The sequence below is a fragment of the Achromobacter sp. D10 genome (assembly GCF_035282245.1).
Classification (GTDB): domain Bacteria; phylum Pseudomonadota; class Gammaproteobacteria; order Burkholderiales; family Burkholderiaceae_B; genus Achromobacter; species Achromobacter insolitus.
Genome location: NZ_JAYJLE010000014.1, coordinates 42,623 through 58,469 on the forward strand (window position 1 = coordinate 42,623; position 15,847 = coordinate 58,469).

The 15,847-nt window shown below is 65.0% G+C and carries 17 protein-coding genes; 13 read left to right on the plus strand and 4 right to left on the minus strand.

Features of this window, described 5'->3' with window-relative positions; genetic code table 11:
• The first annotated feature begins 211 nt into the window (after positions 1–211).
• The 7 genes from VCS63_RS26040 to VCS63_RS26070 all read left to right on the plus strand — a co-directional run bounded on the left by VCS63_RS26040 (position 212) and on the right by VCS63_RS26070 (position 6,580).
• Positions 212–1,123 (plus strand): dihydrodipicolinate synthase family protein, encoded by a 912-nt coding sequence (locus VCS63_RS26040; RefSeq protein ID WP_063639727.1) that lies wholly within the window; start codon positions 212–214, stop codon positions 1,121–1,123.
• Between the two features lie 90 nt (positions 1,124–1,213).
• On the plus strand, positions 1,214–1,969 hold the full coding sequence (locus VCS63_RS26045) for an ABC transporter ATP-binding protein (protein WP_416379211.1): 756 nt from the start codon (positions 1,214–1,216) through the stop codon (positions 1,967–1,969).
• Positions 1,962–2,687, plus strand: a complete 726-nt coding sequence (locus VCS63_RS26050; RefSeq protein ID WP_063639728.1) for an ABC transporter ATP-binding protein — start codon at positions 1,962–1,964, stop codon at positions 2,685–2,687. Before VCS63_RS26045 ends, VCS63_RS26050 begins: the two co-directional genes overlap by 8 nt.
• A 62-nt stretch (positions 2,688–2,749) precedes the next feature.
• Positions 2,750–3,949: an ABC transporter substrate-binding protein gene (locus VCS63_RS26055; RefSeq protein ID WP_063639729.1), complete on the plus strand. Its 1,200-nt coding sequence runs from the start codon at positions 2,750–2,752 to the stop codon at positions 3,947–3,949.
• 111 nt (positions 3,950–4,060) lie between these two features.
• Positions 4,061–4,963, plus strand: a complete 903-nt coding sequence (locus tag VCS63_RS26060) for a branched-chain amino acid ABC transporter permease (protein WP_063639730.1) — start codon at positions 4,061–4,063, stop codon at positions 4,961–4,963.
• 1 nt (position 4,964) lies between these two features.
• Positions 4,965–5,930 (plus strand): branched-chain amino acid ABC transporter permease, encoded by a 966-nt coding sequence (locus VCS63_RS26065; protein ID WP_076816313.1) that lies wholly within the window; start codon positions 4,965–4,967, stop codon positions 5,928–5,930.
• A complete protein-coding gene (locus tag VCS63_RS26070; protein ID WP_063639732.1) occupies positions 5,930–6,580 on the plus strand; it encodes a GntR family transcriptional regulator in 651 nt (216 codons plus the stop codon). Before VCS63_RS26065 ends, VCS63_RS26070 begins: the two co-directional genes overlap by 1 nt.
• Here the strand turns inward: VCS63_RS26070 and VCS63_RS26075 are convergent.
• The gene (locus VCS63_RS26075; RefSeq protein ID WP_042796370.1) at positions 6,555–7,037 is read right to left on the minus strand and encodes a multidrug/biocide efflux PACE transporter; all 483 of its coding nucleotides are present in this window, start codon (positions 7,035–7,037) and stop codon (positions 6,555–6,557) included. The genes VCS63_RS26070 and VCS63_RS26075 overlap by 26 nt on opposite strands.
• 108 nt (positions 7,038–7,145) lie before the next feature.
• Here VCS63_RS26075 and VCS63_RS26080 point away from each other — a divergent pair, with 108 nt between their 5' ends.
• Positions 7,146–8,009, plus strand: a complete 864-nt coding sequence (locus tag VCS63_RS26080; RefSeq protein ID WP_042796369.1) for a LysR family transcriptional regulator — start codon at positions 7,146–7,148, stop codon at positions 8,007–8,009.
• Positions 8,010–8,048: 39 nt separating this feature from the next.
• Here the strand turns inward: VCS63_RS26080 and VCS63_RS26085 are convergent, their stop codons facing one another.
• Positions 8,049–8,864, minus strand: a complete 816-nt coding sequence (locus tag VCS63_RS26085) for a ChbG/HpnK family deacetylase (RefSeq protein ID WP_323881460.1) — start codon at positions 8,862–8,864, stop codon at positions 8,049–8,051.
• Between the two features lie 36 nt (positions 8,865–8,900).
• On the opposite strand from VCS63_RS26085, the gene VCS63_RS26090 reads away from it, so the two are divergent.
• A complete protein-coding gene (locus VCS63_RS26090) occupies positions 8,901–9,296 on the plus strand; it encodes a GtrA family protein (protein ID WP_082884516.1) in 396 nt (131 codons plus the stop codon).
• On the opposite strand, the gene VCS63_RS26095 is transcribed toward VCS63_RS26090, so the two are convergent.
• Together VCS63_RS26095 and VCS63_RS26100 are read right to left on the minus strand one after the other, a co-directional pair.
• On the minus strand, positions 9,256–10,833 hold the full coding sequence (locus tag VCS63_RS26095; protein WP_063962528.1) for a glycosyltransferase family 39 protein: 1,578 nt from the start codon (positions 10,831–10,833) through the stop codon (positions 9,256–9,258). The two genes, VCS63_RS26090 and VCS63_RS26095, sit on opposite strands and share 41 nt — an antisense overlap.
• 1 nt (position 10,834) lies before the next feature.
• On the minus strand, positions 10,835–11,887 hold the full coding sequence (locus VCS63_RS26100) for a glycosyltransferase family 2 protein (RefSeq protein ID WP_042797544.1): 1,053 nt from the start codon (positions 11,885–11,887) through the stop codon (positions 10,835–10,837).
• A gap of 257 nt (positions 11,888–12,144) precedes the next feature.
• Between VCS63_RS26100 and VCS63_RS26105 the strand changes: the two genes are divergently transcribed.
• The 4 genes from VCS63_RS26105 (at position 12,145) to VCS63_RS26120 (ending at position 15,843) form a co-directional block, all read left to right on the plus strand.
• Positions 12,145–12,648 (plus strand): GNAT family N-acetyltransferase, encoded by a 504-nt coding sequence (locus VCS63_RS26105; protein ID WP_042797543.1) that lies wholly within the window; start codon positions 12,145–12,147, stop codon positions 12,646–12,648.
• Between the two features lie 178 nt (positions 12,649–12,826).
• Complete coding sequence (gene gltS, locus VCS63_RS26110; protein WP_063639735.1) at positions 12,827–14,035, plus strand: sodium/glutamate symporter; 1,209 nt, start codon at positions 12,827–12,829, stop codon at positions 14,033–14,035.
• Positions 14,032–15,534: a TAXI family TRAP transporter solute-binding subunit gene (locus tag VCS63_RS26115; RefSeq protein ID WP_063639736.1), complete on the plus strand. Its 1,503-nt coding sequence runs from the start codon at positions 14,032–14,034 to the stop codon at positions 15,532–15,534. The genes gltS and VCS63_RS26115 overlap by 4 nt, the downstream gene beginning before the upstream one ends.
• A 42-nt stretch (positions 15,535–15,576) precedes the next feature.
• Entirely contained in the window at positions 15,577–15,843 is a 267-nt protein-coding gene (locus tag VCS63_RS26120; protein WP_042796367.1) for a hypothetical protein, read from the plus strand.
• The last annotated feature ends 4 nt before the right edge of the window (positions 15,844–15,847 follow it).

A 15,847-nucleotide genomic window follows, 5' to 3' on the forward strand; every position in this document is an offset into this window, starting at 1 on the left:
CCTTCGCGCCCGGAGCAGGCCTTAAGGCCTGCTGCCGCTCCTCGCCCATCCTCAGCACTGCCACACGCCCGCCCGGAAGACCGGCTTCGGGATGACCCGCCCCGGGAAATCCCCGAATCAAAATATCTTCTAAATATATTTGTTAGATATTAGACTTTGCACCTGCTCGCCGCTCCGCCATTGAAGCGACGGCATCTTGAGGAGAAGCCAGTTGAGTAACGTGCATTGGCAGGGCGTCTTCCCTGCCGTAACGAGTAAGTTCCATGCCGACGAGACCCTCGACTTCGAGGCGATGCGCAAGCACTTCGGCTTCCTGATCGACAACGGCGTACACGGCCTGGTCACCTGCGGCTCGCTGGGCGAAGCCAGCACCCTCACCCTTGAAGAAAAGCTGGAAGTGACGCGCTGCGCCGTCGAAGTCAGCGCCGGCCGCATTCCCGTCCTGGCCAACGTGTCCGAAACCAGCACTCGCGAGGCACTGCGCTTCATCAAGGCTGCCGTGGAGCTGGGCGTGGACGGCTTCATGCTGATGCCCTCGCTGATTTACGTGGCGGACTCGCGTGAAGCGATGCAGAGCATCCGCACCATGGCCGAAGCGGCGCAAAAGCCCTGCATGATCTACAACAACCCCGTTGCCTACCGGGTGGACCTGAAGCCCGAGCACATGGCCGAACTGGCCGACTGCAAATGGCTGGTCGCCATCAAGGAAAGCAGCGACGACGTGCGCCGCCTGACCGACCTGCGCAATGCGCTGGGCGACCGCTACCAGCTGTTCATCGGCGTGGACGACCTGTCGTTCGAAGCGTTGGCGCTGGGCGCGGACGGCCTGCTGGCCGGACTGGTCACCGCCTTCCCGCGCGAGACGGTAGCCCTGTACGACCTGATGAAGGCCGGCAAGTGGCAGGAAGCGCTGGCGCTCTATCAATGGTTCACGCCGCTGCTGCACCTGGACGTTTCGACCAAGCTGGTACAGAACATCAAGCTGGCGGAAACCATGGCGGGCGTGGGCAACGAATACGTGCGCCGCCCTCGCCTGCCGTTGACCGGCGCTGAGCGCGAACGCTGCGCCGCCATCATCCAGGCCTCGCTGGCCAAGCGCCCCGCGCAGTACCAGTCGAAGTAAGGCCGGGCTCCGGAAGAAGCACGAATCCCTTGGCGCGTGGCGGGGCCGCGACGCGCCAGGGCCTGTCCTCCCGCAAGCCTAACGGACATCATGCAAAGCGACATCATTCTTCAGACCCGGGGCCTGAGCAAGGAATTCCGCGGCTTCGTGGCCGTCAACAATGTCAACATGAGCGTGCGCCGCGGCGCCATCCATGCGCTCATCGGCCCCAACGGCGCGGGCAAGACCACTTTCTTCAACCTGCTGACCAAGTTCCACATCCCGACGCGCGGCGAGATCCTGTACGACGGCGTGGACATCACGCAGGAACGCCCCGCGCAGACCGCGCGCCGCGGCATCGTGCGCTCGTTCCAGATATCCGCCGTCTTCCCGCAACTGTCGGTGCGCGAGAACGTGCGCGTCGCCCTGCAGCGCAAGCTGGGCGTGGACTACTGCTTCTGGCGTTCGGAAAGCACGCTGGAAAGCCTGCATCACCGCGTCGAGGAACTGCTGGACCAGGTCGGGCTGCGCACGCACCTGGACGTCGCCGCGGGCGACCTGCCCTATGGCCGCAAACGCACGCTGGAGATCGCGACCACGCTGGCGCTTGAACCCGAGCTATTGCTACTGGACGAGCCCACCCAGGGCATGGGCCACGAGGACGTGGACCAGGTCAAACACCTGATAAAGCAGGTATCCGCCGGCCGCACCATCCTCATGGTCGAGCACAACATGAAAGTGGTGGCAGATATCTCCGACACCATCACCGTTCTGCAACGAGGCGAAATCCTCGCCGAAGGCCCCTACGCAAGCGTCTCGGAAAACCCAGCCGTGCGCGAAGCCTATATGGGAGTCGAAGATGAATGAAGCCGCCTCGGGCGCAACCTCCAACATGCTGGAGATCCGCAATCTGCACGCCTGGTACGGCGAATCGCACATCCTGCATGGCATCGACCTGGACGTGAAGCCGGGCGAATGCGTCACCCTGCTAGGCAGGAACGGCGCGGGCCGCAGTTCGACCCTGAAGTCCATTCTAGGCCTGGTGGGCCGCCGCAGCGGCTCCATCCGTATCCAGGGCCAGGAAACCGTGGGCCTGCCGCCGCACAAGATCGCGCGGCGCGGCATCGGTTACTGCCCCGAGGAACGCGGCATCTATGCGTCGCTGAGCGCCGAGGAAAACCTCATGCTGCTGCCCTCGGTAGGACCGGACGGCATGTCGGTGCAAGAGATCTACGAGATGTTCCCCAACCTGAAAGAGCGCGCGCACAGCCCCGGCACACGGCTGTCGGGCGGCGAACAGCAGATGCTGGCGATGGCGCGCATTCTGCGCACCGGCGCCCGTCTGCTATTGCTAGACGAAATCACCGAAGGCCTGGCCCCGGTCATCGTGCAGTCCCTGGGCCGGGTGATCCGGCAATTGAAAGAGCGCGGCTACACCACCGTGCTGGTCGAGCAGAACTTCCGCTTCGCCCAACACCTGGCCGACCGCCATTACGTCATCGAGCACGGTCAGGTCGTAGCGGTAATCGACCGCACCGAGGTCCAGCAATCGCAAGACAAGCTGAATGCCCTGCTCGGCATTTGATTTGAGTGTTCCAGCCTCATTCCTTCCGACCGCAGTCCCCTTCCTACACGGAGCGTAGTCAGATGAAATTGAATCGAATCGCAGCAGCGCTGTTCTCTGTCGGCATGATCGGCGCCGCCCAAGCCCAGGTCAGCGACGACGTGGTCAAGATCGGCGTGCTGACCGACCTGTCCGGCGTCTATTCCGACCTGGCCGGCAATGGGTCCGTGATCGCCGCCCGTTTGGCGGCCGAAGAGATGGGCAACAAAGTGCTGGGCAAACCGGTGGAAGTGGTCTCTGCCGATCATCAGAACAAGCCCGACGTCGCCGCCAACCTGGCACGCGAATGGTTCGACCAAGGCAAGGTCGACATGATCACCGACTTCCCCACGGCGTCCACCGCGCTGGCGGTGATGGAGATCGCCAAGCAGAAGAACCGCGTGACCATGCCTTCGGCGGGCCTGTCCACCGCCATCCTGGGCGAGAAGTGCTCGCCGCTGAACGCCCAATGGACGACCAACACTTACGCCCTCGCCGCCGGCACGGCCCGCGCGCTCGTCAAGGAAGGCAAAAAGAGCTGGTACTTCATCACCGCCGACTACACCTTCGGCCACTCGCTCGAAAAGGACGGCACCGAGGTCATCCAGGAGAACGGCGGGAATGTGGTGGGGGTATCGCGCCATCCCTTCCCCGGCAATGACTTTTCCTCGTTCCTGCTGAAGGCGCAAGCTTCGAAGGCGGACGTCATCGCACTGGCCAACGCGGGCAACGACACGGTCAATGCGGTCAAGCAAGCCAACGAATTCGGCATCAACAAAAAACAGATCGTGGCGCCGCTGCTCACCTATATTTCGGACGTGCACAGCATGGGACTGGCCAAGGCGCAGGGCATGTACCTGACCGAAGCTTTCTACTGGGACTATGACGACGCTTCGCGGGCGTGGGCACAGAAATTCTTCGAGAAGGCCAAGAAGATGCCGACCGCTTCGCAGGCCGGCGTGTATTCCGCCACGCTGTCCTATTTGAAGGCGATCGAAGCCGCCGGCACCGATGACGCGCCGGCCGTGATGGCCAAGCTGCGCGAAATGACCATCAACGACCCCGTGATCCGCAACGGCAAGCTGCGCGCCGACGGCGCTCTGGTGCACGACATGTTGCTGCTGCAGGTAAAGACGCCCAAAGAATCCAAGGCGCCCTGGGACTACTACAACGTGAAGTCGGTGCTCAAGGGCGAGGACGTATTTCCCAAGCCCCAGGCCGCGTGCTCGCTGAACAAGACGTAAAGCCGCCATGCGCCGCACGCTCGACGTACGGCGCCGGCTGCCCTGGCCGTGGCGCACCGCCGCCGCGGCTTTCCGGAAATCGACGCGACACCTGTCCGCCCGCCGCCTACTATGTTCGACATCTCGCTTTCCGCCTTGCTCGCCCAACTGCTGGTGGGCCTGATCAACGGCTGCTTCTACGCCATCCTGAGCATGGGGCTGGCCATCATTTTCGGCCTGCTCAATATCGTCAATTTCACGCACGGCGCCCAGTTCATGATGGCGGCGTTCCTGGCCTGGATCGGCTTCACGCAGCTGCCGCAGCTGCTGGGGCCGGGCGTCCAGATCAACTTCTGGGCCGCGTTGATCCTGGCGCCACTGCTGGTGGGGCTGGTGGGCATCGCGATCGAGAAGACACTGCTTAAACGGCTATACCACCTGGATCACCTGTACGGTCTGCTGCTGACCTTCGGCATTGCGCTGATGATGGAAGGCGGCTTCCGCTACTTCTACGGCATCTCGGGCGTAGGGTACGAACCGCCCGAGATCCTGCAGGGCGGCTACGACCTGGGCTTTATGTTCCTGCCGGCCTACCGGGCCTTCGTGGTGGTCGCGTCCCTGACGCTGTGCTTTACGACCTGGTATTTGTTCGAGCGGACCCGCCTGGGCGCCATGCTGCGGGCCGGCACCGAAAATCCCAAGCTGCTGCAAGCTTTTGGGGTCAATGTGCCGGTGATGATCACCCTGACCTACGGCTTCGGCGTGGCGCTGGCCGGCGTGGCCGGCGTGCTGGCCGCGCCCGTCATGCAGATCAACCCGCTGATGGGTTCGAACTTGCTGAATATCGTGTTCGCAGTGGTCGTCATCGGGGGATTGGGCTCCATCATGGGCGCCATCGTCACCGGCTTGGCGCTGGGCCTGCTGGAAGGCCTGACCAAAGTGTTCTATCCCGAAGCCTCGACGGTGGTTGTGTTCATCGTGATGGCCATTGTTCTGCTGACACGCCCCGCGGGCCTGTTCGGCAAGGAGAAATAAGGTGCAGCGCATTCCCTCCTCGATCCGCATCCTGGCGCTGCTGCTGGTGCCGGCCCTGCTGGTGCCGTTCTTCCCGCAGATCGTCTACCCGGTGTTCGTCATGAAGGTGCTGTGCTTTGCGCTATTCGCGCTGGCCTTCAACCTGCTGACCGGCTTTACCGGCCTGGTGTCCTTCGGCCACGCCGCCTTCTTCGGCTGGGCAGGGTACGCGGCTGGCGAAATGATGATCCTGTTCGGCGCCCGCGGCCTGCCGCCCGAAATCGCCATGGCCTGCGGCGTGGCGATGGCCGCCGCCATCGGCTATGCGATCGGCTGGCTGGCGATCCGGCGCACAGGCATCTACTTCGCGATGATCACGCTGGCGCTGTCGCAAGTGGCGTATTTCATGGCGGTGCAGGTGGGTTGGACTCGCGGCGAGGACGGTATGCAAGGGATTCCGCGCGGCAAGTTCCTGGGCCTGGTCGACCTGAGCGTCGACACCAATATGTATTACTTCGCGCTGGCAGTCTTCGTACTGGGCTTCCTGTTCGTCTACCGGGTGATCCATTCGCCATTCGGCCAGGTGCTCAAGACCATCCGTGACAACGCGCCGCGCGCCATATCGCTAGGTTACGATACAGACCGGTGCAAGCTGCTGGCCTTCGTGCTGTCGGCGTCGGTGGCCGGCCTGGCCGGTTCGCTGAAGGCGCTGGTGCTCCAGCTGGTTGCATTGAACGACGTTTCGCTCGCCACCTCCACGGAAGTGCTGCTGATGACGCTGCTGGGCGGCATCGGCACGGTCTGGGGGCCTGTGGTGGGCGCGACGCTGGTCGTCAGCTTGCAGAATTACCTTGCCACCCTGGGCGACGTCGTCACCATCGTCATCGGACTGATTTTCGTGTTGTGCGTGTCGTTCTTCCGGCGCGGATTTGTCGGCGAATGGCTGGCCTACGCGCAGTGGCGCAAAACGAAGGAAAACAATAGTTGATGGCAGGAGCAGAATCCAAACGGCGAACCGCCGATGTGGCCTACGACCAGATCGAGAGCATGATCGCCACGCTGCAATTGCAGCCCGGCAGTGCGGTGGTGGAAGCGGATCTGGTGGAGAAGACCGGCCTGGGACGCACGCCGCTGCGCGAAGCGCTGCTGCGCATGGTGGCCGCCGGGTTGATACGCCAGGAGCCGAGGCGCGGCCTGCGCGTGTCCATGATCCAGCTCGCGGATCACATGGACCTGATCCAGACCCGCCGGGCACTCGAGCAACTGATCGCGGCCAGCGCCGCGCGCCGCGCCACTCCGGCTCAGCGCAGCCAGATCGTGGATTGCGCGGCGCAGATGATCCGCGCGGCCGAGGGCGGCAATCTCGACGACTACATGCACGCAGACCAGTTGCTGGATCACGTCTGCCACCAGGCATGCCGGAATGCTTCCGCGGTGAACGCGGTGGCGCCGCTGATCATCCAGTGCCGGCGCTTCTGGTATGCGTATCAGCACGAAGGCGACATTGCCGAAGGCGCGCGCCGCCACATGCTGATGGCCGAAGGCATCGCCACCGGCAACGAGTCCGCGGCCATCAAGGGCGCGGACTCGCTGATGGACTATCTGGAGATGTTCACGCGCAAGGTGATTGACGCGTGACGGCCGGGGCGGCCTGCCCATTGCGGCGGGCCAGCCACTGCATGACCCGGGGCCGCGAACGGTCATACGCCAGGTTATACAGGAAGGCATAGGGCAGGTAGAACAACACCAGTGCGATATCCAGCACAAAAGCCTGCCACAGGCTGATGTTCAACCACCATGCCGCCAGCGGGATCACGATCAGGATCAGGCCCAGCTCGAAGCCGAAGGCGTGCACCACGCGCAGCCGTAGCGTGCGGGTCCAGCCCATGCGGTTCTCGATGCGGTCAAAGCCGGCGTTGTAGATCATGTTCCAGACCAGCGCGATCCAGGCGATCACCGCGGTCAGCACGCCCATTTCGAACAGGGACTTGCCCATGGCCCAGGCGGCCGCCGGGGCACACAGCCCGATGGCGATGATTTCGAACAGAAATGCGTGGAGGAAACGTTCTTTAATGGATTTCTTGGCTTGCGTCATGACCCACCTGCGGGCGGTTGCTACTCAGTGGCAGGGATTCTCGACGATATTTCCGTTACTATAAAGATAGATTTCATCGGAAAAACCGATACAACCGGAGCCCCTGCCATGCGCCACTCCCTGGAATCCCTGGCGGCGTTCGCCCAGGTCGCCTCCGAAGGCACGTTTTCAGCCGCCGCCCGCAAGCTCGGGAAAAGCCAGTCCACCGTCAGCGAAACCATCGCCAACCTCGAGGTGGACCTGAACGTCGCATTGTTCGACCGCAGCCAGCGCCAGCCTGTCCTGACCGAGGCGGGCCAGGTCCTGCTGGGCCAGGCTCTGCAAGTGCTGGCGGCCAACGACAGGCTGAACCGCAGCGCCAGCCAGTTGGCCGAAGGCCTGGAGCCTCGCCTGACGGTGGTGCTGTCCGACACGTTCCAATCGGAAACCTTCGAAACCATGCTCAGCCAGATCGACCAGCGCTATCCGGCCCTGCGCTTCGAATGCCTGATCGCCGAGTATGAGGACGTGGTGGCGCTGGTGCAGCAAGGCCGCGCCCACCTGGGTTTGATGGCTGCCCAGGACAGCTATCCGCCCGACGTGGCGCACGCCACCCTGGCCGAATTGTCGGAAATTGTGCTGTGCGTGGGCCGCAGCCACCCCTTGGCCCGGCTTGCCCAGGTCACCGAAGACCAGTTGAAATCCGAGCGCGCGCTGCGCCTGAGCACTTACGAACTGGGCGACAAGGAAACGGAGCCGGCCTACGCCACGTGGTCGGCGCCGGGCTATCTGATGCTATTGGAAATGGCCAGCCGCGGATTCGGCTGGACCGAATTGCCGCGCTGGATGATCCAGCGCTTCGGCCAGGATCAGCTGGTGGAACTGAAGGCGCCGGGCTGGCCGCGCCACATCCGCGTCGACGCCGTCTGGTCGCGGCGCCGCGCGTTGGGCCCGGCGGGCGCCTGGCTGCTGCAAAGCCTGACGGGCGTCTAGGCTGCTCCCGCAGCAAGCTTCGCGCGGGCCTCTCCGCGATCAGCGCGCCGTGGCCGGCAAACGCGAAATGTGCACGCCGTTGACCGTAAGCCAGTCGCCCAGCTTGGGGCTGGCCAGAACGTCGAATTCCGCGCGGCGCTGGCGCGACATGGCGCTGCCGTCCTTGCTGCCCAGCGCGGGATGACACATAAGCAGATCGCAGTCGCGCGCGTTGAATAGCCAGTTCTGCAACAGGTCCGCGTAGCGGCGCTTGCCACCTTCGAAGCCGTAGACTCCCAGCAGCCGGCGATTGGTGCGCATGCCGTCCTTGCGCGCCTGGCGCGCCAGCGCCGCGGACCCAAGCGCGCCAATGACGCGCGCCTTGATGGCTTCCTTCCAGGGAATGCCGAACTGCATGCCCGGCGCGGTCTGGCGCAGCCATGGCATGCGGGTTCCGTAACGGCGCTTGAGCAGTTGCAGCAAACGTTCGCGGATGCCGGGCAGTTGATGCACGTGCTGGTGGCCGTCGACGTAATCCGGCGCGCGCCCAAATGCCGCCTCGAAGGCGTCGAACTGGCGTTCAAGCTGCGCCTCGATCCACCCTGTGTCCAGGCGCCCCGCGTAGGCATTCAGGATCAGACGGCTCAGCGCCGGCATGGGTTCAGCGCCGGGCGCGAGCGCTTCGGTGAAGTTCACGTGCAGACCGATGTCCACGTTCATCGGCGCCAGCCGCTCTGCGTTCGCCGCGAACGAAGGGCCCAGCGCAAGGCAGCTGACCGCGCTCAGACGGCCCATGCCGGCCAGCGCAATCATGCCTTCATCGATATCGGCATTCATGCCAAAATCATCACCGCAGACCACGATACGTTTGCTCATCGCTATACCTTTGACTTCCCTTTCCCCACTGCTTTCATGCGCGCTCTGCTGCAACAAGTAAGCACCTTCATTGCTGTCGGATGCGCCGCCGCAGCCACCCATTGGGCTGTCGCCGTGGGGTGCGTCGAACTCTTGCGCATGCCGCCCCTGGCCGCCAACCTGGTCGGCTGGCTGATCGCATTCGCGGTTTCCTTCACCGGCCATTACCGGCTTACGTTCCGACATTCCAAAACTCCCTGGACGGTAGCAGCGCGCCGTTTCTTCTTTGTGTCAGCGGCGGGCTTCCTCATCAACGAGGCCGCGTACGCCTGGCTGCTGCACAACACTGCCATCCGCTACGACATCCTGCTCGCGCTGATCCTGCTCGGGCTCGCCGTCGCGACTTTCATCGTCAGCCGGTTTTGGGCGTTCCGCCACAAACCCGCTGCCTGAGGGCCGCATCCACGTCGACGCGCCACATTACGTACTTCACGCTGCTGGCCACCGGCGCCAGGCCCTGCAACGGCAAATAGACCGGGTTATCCGCCGCGGTGCCCCATACCCAATAGCGCGCCCCTTCCTCGGCGGTGCAAAGGCGCGCGTTGAACTCCGCGGGATTCAGCAGCACCTGTCCGCCCGTCGCCGGATCGAATTGGGCCGCGTCGTACAGCTCCTTGCGCCAGTTGTCCCGCACTGGCACCTCCGGGTTGTGCCAATCGTCCACCACCCACGCAGGCCGCACAGCCCTTGCATACAACGCCAGATCGAAGGGATAGGTGTGCAGCGACACGAAAGTGTCGTCCGGCCGCGCCTGCTCCCGCACCACCTTGGCCAAGGGCCCCGCGCTGCCGCGCGCATTGTGTGCGGCGACGCCCACGGCGATGACGCAGATCCCAGCCCCCACGGCCACGCTCAGGCGCACCAGGCGAGTGGCCGAGTCCGCATCGGCGCGCCGGGCGCCCTGGATCACTTCGGCCAGCAATAGAGCCAAGGGCGCCAGCGCCGGCAATACATAGCCCACAAGCTTCGAATCCGGCAGCGAAAAAAATACGAGCACAACCGCAAACCACACCAATGCCAGGCGCCGCAGGCTACGCTGCGGACCTTCCCAGAATGCCTTGCGCAGAATTCCCCCGCCCCAAAGCGACCATGGCAGGCTGAGCCCGGCAAGGACCGGCAAGTAGAACCAGAACGGCTGCGCGTTGTTGAAGCCGCTGGCCGCGAAACGCTGCAGATGTTGATAGACGAAGAAGTAGTCGTAAAAGCCGGGATAGCGCTGCTGCATCAAGATGAACCATGGCGTCGCCACGGCGAAGAACACCAGCACCGCGGGGGGCCAGAGCAACGCGCCCAGACTGCGCCAGCGCCCCTCCCACACCAGCCAGATCAGCAGGATGGCGCCCGGCAGCACCAGTCCGATCAGGCCCTTGGCCAGTACCGCAAGCGCCGCCAGCGCGCCGGCGGCCAAAGACATGCCGCGCCAGGCCTCGCCACGCTCGAAGCGCAACGCCGCATCCGCGGCGGCCAGCACACATAACGTGATCAGGCCGGCCACCAGCATATCCAGGTTCGCGAACTGCGCGCCGCCATAGAAAAATGGCGTGGTGGCCAGGATCAGCGCCGTCAGCGCGGCGGTCGCGGCATCACGATGACGCCGCAGAAAGCAGTACAACGCCGCGGCAGCGGCCCACGCGGCCAGCCAGGAAGGCGCTCTCGCCGCCCAGGGATGCACGCCGAAAATCGAGAAAGACAGCTCCGTCAGCCAGTAAAAAAGCGGCGGCTTGTGGAAATACGGCATGCCGTCCAGCAGGGGCACAGCATGCGAACCACTGCGCAGCATGTCCCAGGCTACGCCCGCGTAGCGGCCTTCATCGGGCAGCGTCAGCGGCCTGATCCACGCCAGAAACGTGAGCCACGCACCTATCGCGAGCAGGAAGCGTCCCGCCGGCGGGGTCCAATCGGAGCGCCGCCCGAAAGTCGTGGCAAACATGTCAGCCCAGGCCTTGACCTGGCCGCGAAGCCCGGCCTTGGCGCCGGCGCACGACGAACAACGGACGCCCCTTCACTTCATCGAAGATCCGGGACACGTATTCACCCACCACGCCCAGCGAAATCAGGTTCACCCCGGCAAAGAACAGCACCGCTGTCACGATGGTCGTCCAACCGGAGACCTCGTTGCCAAAGAACAGGTACTCGCCAACCAGGTAGACAGCATAGGACAGCGCCAGCACGGCGAACGCCACGCCGACCAGGCTGACCAGGCGCAGCGGCCAGGTGGTGAAGGCGGTCAATCCGTCCAACGCCAGCCGGACCAGCCGCATGCTGCCGAAACGGCTATCGCCGTGCATGCGTTCGTCGGGCGTATAGGTCAGCGCCTCGCCCTTGAAGCCGACCCAGGCGTACAGGCCCTTCATGAAACGGGTGCGTTCGGGCAACGCGATCAATGCATCCACCACGCTGCGGTCCATCAGCCGGAAATCGCCGGCGTGCGCCGGCACGTCCACGCCCCGCGCGCCGCTCAACAGTTTGTAGAACCAGCGCGCGCCGGCGCGCTTGGCCCAGGATTCGTCGGCCCGGGTCTCGCGCACGGCGTAAACCATTTCCGCTCCGGCCGCCCAACGGGCAAGCATCTGTTCGATCAGCGCGGGCGGATGCTGCAGGTCCGCGTCCAGGCAGATCACCGCGTTGCCACTGGCCGCTTCAAGACCGGCGCTGATCGCCGCTTCCTTGCCAAAGTTGCGCGACAGTTGCACATAGCGAAAGCCGTCATGTTCCGTCCATTCGGCCATCAGCGCTTCCGTGCCGTCCGTGCTGCCGTCATCGGCCACGATGATCTCCCAGCTCGTGCACAGCGTTTCCAGGCGGTTGCGCAGCAGCGGCAGCAACACTCGCAGGTTCTCGCATTCATTCAGGCAGGGAATGACGCAGGTCACGCAGGTGTCATACGGAACGGGAGCCTCGGCCGCCGGCCATACCGCTTCCAGAGGAAACGACTTGGTCAATACTTGCGGGGAGACGGGTTCGGACCGGAACTGGATGTGCATGACTTTAAGCTCGGAATGCAGGACTATGGCGAGCAGTATGCGCAAGGGGTCGTTGAATTTTCATAAAATGCGCCGCGTCCTGAAAAGCCGGTAGTCCAGGGCGAATTCTAGGGAGCCGATCCCTGAAAACAATAAAGTCGCGTGAACCTGTGTCCCCAATTTGTGAAGCCCTGTAAAGCGAGGATCCGCTCGGGCATCGGTAAAATGCGCCCGAGTTCTTGTTTTCGCAGGTTGTCATGCAATATCAAGTCCGGCCCATGCAGGCCAGCGACATCGACGCCATCCTGGCCCTACAGACCCTGGCCTATCCCGGTTTCCTGCTGGAAAGCGCGGGCTTCTTCCAGAATCGCCTTGCGCTCGCCCCCGCCCATTGCTGGGTCGCGCAGGCACAGGCTTCCGCCAGCCAGGACGGCTTGCTGGGCTACTTGATTTCCTATCCTTGGGATTCCGGGCTGCCGCCCGCGCTGGACGTCGCGCTGGCCATGCTGCCGGCCGACGCCGATCACTGGTTTCTGCACGACTGCGCCGTGGCGCCGTCGGCGCAAGGACTGGGCGTCGGCCAGGCACTGTTGCGCGCCGCCGCGGCCTGCGCGCACGAAGGTGGCCTGCGGCGGGCGAGCCTGGTGTCCCTGGAGTCCGCCGTGGGCTATTGGCAGCGCCACGGCTATCGGCCCGTCAGCGCAGACAGCGCCGATCTGGCCGAGAAACTCGCCGGCTACGGCCCGCGCGCGCAATACATGTCGCGCGCATTTCCGCTCTAACCGTTCCGGCCGCCTGCGGGCCGCCCCCTGCCCGCCCGGCTCCGCGCCGCGCGCCGCCCCCCTGCCCCCATGTACACCGCCCTCGCGGCGGACGTAACATAAGCCTCAGTCCGTGTGAGGCGGCAGGGTTCCAATAGCCAGAAAATTCACCGTGCCCTGACAGGGTGCAAAGGTATCTATGATCTCGCTTACGCCCGTTCAATCGCTGCTGGCATGCTGCCTCGTCCTGGTCATCGGACGTGTGCTCACCACACGCATCGGCGTCCTGGCGCGCTACAGCATTCCCGACCCCATCGTGGGCGGCCTGCTGTTCGCCGTGCTGGCGTACCTGCTGTCGACCTGGGGCGGCGTTTCCGTCTCGCTGGAAACCAGTATCAAGCCGACCTTGCTGCTGCTGTTCTTCGGCAGCATCGGCCTGACCGCCAACCTGAAGCTGCTGGCCAAGGGCGGCCCGCGGCTGATCGCCTTCCTGCTGGCCCTGATCCCGTTCCTGGTGCTGCAGAACGCGGTGGGGCTGGGCATGGCCTGGCTGCTGGACATGCATCCGCTGATGGGTCTTCTGGGCGGCACCATCACGCTGGTGGGCGGACACGGCACGGGCGCCGCCTATGCCACGCGTTTTGCCGACTTCAACAACATCCAGGACGTCATGGCGCTGGCGATGACCTCCGCCACCCTGGGGCTGGTGCTGGGCGGCGTCGTGGGCGGACCGGTGGCCGAATGGATCATGCGGCGGCACAAATTGGCCGGCAGCCTGGACCATGTTCCCGGCGACGGCCACGAAGCCCCCGACCTCATGGAACACGCCCCGGCCTCCACCGCGGGCTCCTACATTGTGTCCCTGACCGCGGCGCTGGTCTGCCTGGTCGTCGGGGGGTACCTGGCCGCGCTGGTCGAGGACGCCCCGGTCAGCCTGCCCAACTTTCTGTGGTGCCTGGCCACCGGCGTGCTCATCCGCAATGGCGGCGAACGGCTGGGCCTGAAGCTGGACGACCGTGCCACCGAAATCATCGGCACCATATCGCTGTCTCTGTTCCTGGGCATGACGATGATGACGCTGGACCTGTCCAGCGTGGCGCGACTGGCCGGCCCGCTGGCGCTGATGCTGGCGGTGCAAACTCTGGTGTGCGCGGTGTACGCCGCCTGGGTGGTGTTCCGCATGCTCAAGCGCGACTACGAGGCGGCCATCATGTCGGCCGCGTTCTGCGGCTTTGCGCTGGGCGCAACGGCCACCGCCATCGCCAACATGCAGGCGTTGACGCGGCGCCACGGCCCCGCGCCGGAAGCGTTCATCGTCGTGCCGGTCACCGGCGCCTTCCTGGTCGACATCCTGAATGTGATCGTGCTGACGTCGCTGATCTCCTTGCCGTTCGTGGGGGGTATGTGACCATGTTCAAACGCCTCGTCATTCTGAGTCTTTGCCTGGTGCTGGCGGCCTGCGGCCGGGCGCCGGATACCGACGCCCTGCGGGCCGATGTCGAACACAGCCTGACCACCGCCTACGGCGCGGGCCTCTTCCGGATCGCGGAACTCACGCGCATGGGGTCGGCATCGGATAGCAGCGCCCCGGCGGGTGAAACCCGCCGCGTCGTCTATTACGACGTCGAACTGGATCTTGGACGCGACATCACCCTGGGCGCCTGGGACCAGCCCGGCGCCGCCGCGCTGGTAACGCTGCTGGGCGCCGGCCCGCGCAGCATCAGCGGGGTGAAATCCGGAGGCAACCAGGCCGGCGATCGCATCGTGGCACACGCCAGCGCCATCTATCGCAAGGACGGCGACAGCTGGAAGCTGGTGACGCCGGCCGGATTCAAAGCGGCGGCGGCGCCTAACCTGGACACCGGCGCGCCGCCGCCCGTCACGCGCCAACTGCTGGACACGTTGGACCAAATCACCCATTCCGTTTCCTACAGCGCCTCCAGCACCGCGCAACACGTGGTGCAGCAGGAACTGGAACGTTCGGTGGCGCGCATCAACGGCCGGCTGGCCCGCCTGCAACAGGGCTACCCCCTGGCGGGCGGCCCGGACCGCGGTGAGTACGTGGCGTTCGCGCGGGCCCTGAGCGACGTGGCGCGCAAGCAGCAGATCCGGGTCTCGCCGCTGATCACCGGCGGCGGCGTCGAAAACATCGCGCTGCTGCGCAGCGGCGACGCCGTGGTCGGGCTGGCGCAGGCCGACACGGCGCGGCTTGCCTACGACGGCAAGGGACCATTTGCGGAGCAAGGCCCATTCACCGGCCTGCGCGCGCTGGGCAGCCTGTATCCGGAGCTCGTCCACATCGTGGTGCGCGACGACGCCGCCTTGCGCGGGGTGCGCGACCTCAAAGGCAAGACCATCGCCCTCGGACCGAAGGGCTCGGCAGTGCGCGCCACGCTGGAAAACGTGCTGGCTGCCCACGGCCTGCAGGCCGGCCGCGACTACACGGTTGTCGACACGCCGTTCACGGAGTCCCTGCCGGCACTGAATTCCGGCACGGTCGACGCTGCCGCCCAGGTGATCGGCGTGCCCGCCACGCCCTTGCGCGATGCCCTGACCCAGGCCCGCCTGAAACTGCTGCCTCTGGACCCCGCCGCCATCAAGACGTTGACGGCGGCCGACGACGCGCTGATGCCGCTGGACATCGCGGCCGGCACCTATCCCAATCAGCGCGAATCGATACCCACGGTAGGCATGGCGGCGCTGTTGCTCACCACCGCCGACCTTACCCGGGACGAAGCCCTGGTGATCGTGCGCGCGGTCTATGTGACGGGACAGGACCTGCTGGCGGCGGGATCGGCCCAGGGCGCCCAGGTCGGCCTGGCCACTGCCAGGCTCGGCCTGACCGTGCCGCTGCATGACGGCGCCCAGGAAGGGCTGGCCAAGCTCGAGCAGGGCAAACCCCACTGAAGCCGGTTGCGCTTATGATTGCGCTCCCTACCAGGAATTTCCATGAATAAATTCGATCTGCAGAAAAACCAGGCCCTGAAGCTGGCCGGCCAGCTCAAGCAAGCCGCCACGCCGGACCGCTTCGGCACCGCCTCGCAAGTGCTCGACCGCCGCGAACAGCGCAAGCTGGACCAGGCCGCCGGCCTGGTGCCGTTCCCGCTCAAACTGAGCCAGGCTCATGCCGACAAGCTGCGCGCCCTGGCCGCAGAGCGCGGCGTGTCCACCAACGACATCGTGGCCGAAGTGCTGCAGAACGCGCTGGACAAGTAAGCGC

Excerpts from the sequence above, each read along its gene's own strand:
- VCS63_RS26045 (WP_416379211.1), top strand. The coding sequence starts at position 1,214 with ATGCAAAGCGACATCATTCTTCAGACCCGGGGCCTGAGCAAGGAATTC.
- VCS63_RS26050 (WP_063639728.1), top strand. The coding sequence starts at position 1,962 with ATGAATGAAGCCGCCTCGGGCGCAACCTCCAACATGCTGGAGATCCGC.
- VCS63_RS26055 (WP_063639729.1), top strand. The coding sequence starts at position 2,750 with ATGAAATTGAATCGAATCGCAGCAGCGCTGTTCTCTGTCGGCATGATC.
- VCS63_RS26060 (WP_063639730.1), top strand. The coding sequence starts at position 4,061 with ATGTTCGACATCTCGCTTTCCGCCTTGCTCGCCCAACTGCTGGTGGGC.
- VCS63_RS26070 (WP_063639732.1), top strand. The coding sequence starts at position 5,930 with ATGGCAGGAGCAGAATCCAAACGGCGAACCGCCGATGTGGCCTACGAC.
- VCS63_RS26075 (WP_042796370.1), bottom strand. The coding sequence starts at position 7,037 with ATGACGCAAGCCAAGAAATCCATTAAAGAACGTTTCCTCCACGCATTT.
- VCS63_RS26080 (WP_042796369.1), top strand. The coding sequence starts at position 7,146 with ATGCGCCACTCCCTGGAATCCCTGGCGGCGTTCGCCCAGGTCGCCTCC.
- VCS63_RS26085 (WP_323881460.1), bottom strand. The coding sequence starts at position 8,864 with ATGAGCAAACGTATCGTGGTCTGCGGTGATGATTTTGGCATGAATGCC.
- VCS63_RS26090 (WP_082884516.1), top strand. The coding sequence starts at position 8,901 with ATGCGCGCTCTGCTGCAACAAGTAAGCACCTTCATTGCTGTCGGATGC.
- VCS63_RS26095 (WP_063962528.1), bottom strand. The coding sequence starts at position 10,833 with ATGTTTGCCACGACTTTCGGGCGGCGCTCCGATTGGACCCCGCCGGCG.
- VCS63_RS26100 (WP_042797544.1), bottom strand. The coding sequence starts at position 11,887 with ATGCACATCCAGTTCCGGTCCGAACCCGTCTCCCCGCAAGTATTGACC.
- VCS63_RS26105 (WP_042797543.1), top strand. The coding sequence starts at position 12,145 with ATGCAGGCCAGCGACATCGACGCCATCCTGGCCCTACAGACCCTGGCC.
- gltS (WP_063639735.1), top strand. The coding sequence starts at position 12,827 with ATGATCTCGCTTACGCCCGTTCAATCGCTGCTGGCATGCTGCCTCGTC.
- VCS63_RS26120 (WP_042796367.1), top strand. The coding sequence starts at position 15,577 with ATGAATAAATTCGATCTGCAGAAAAACCAGGCCCTGAAGCTGGCCGGC.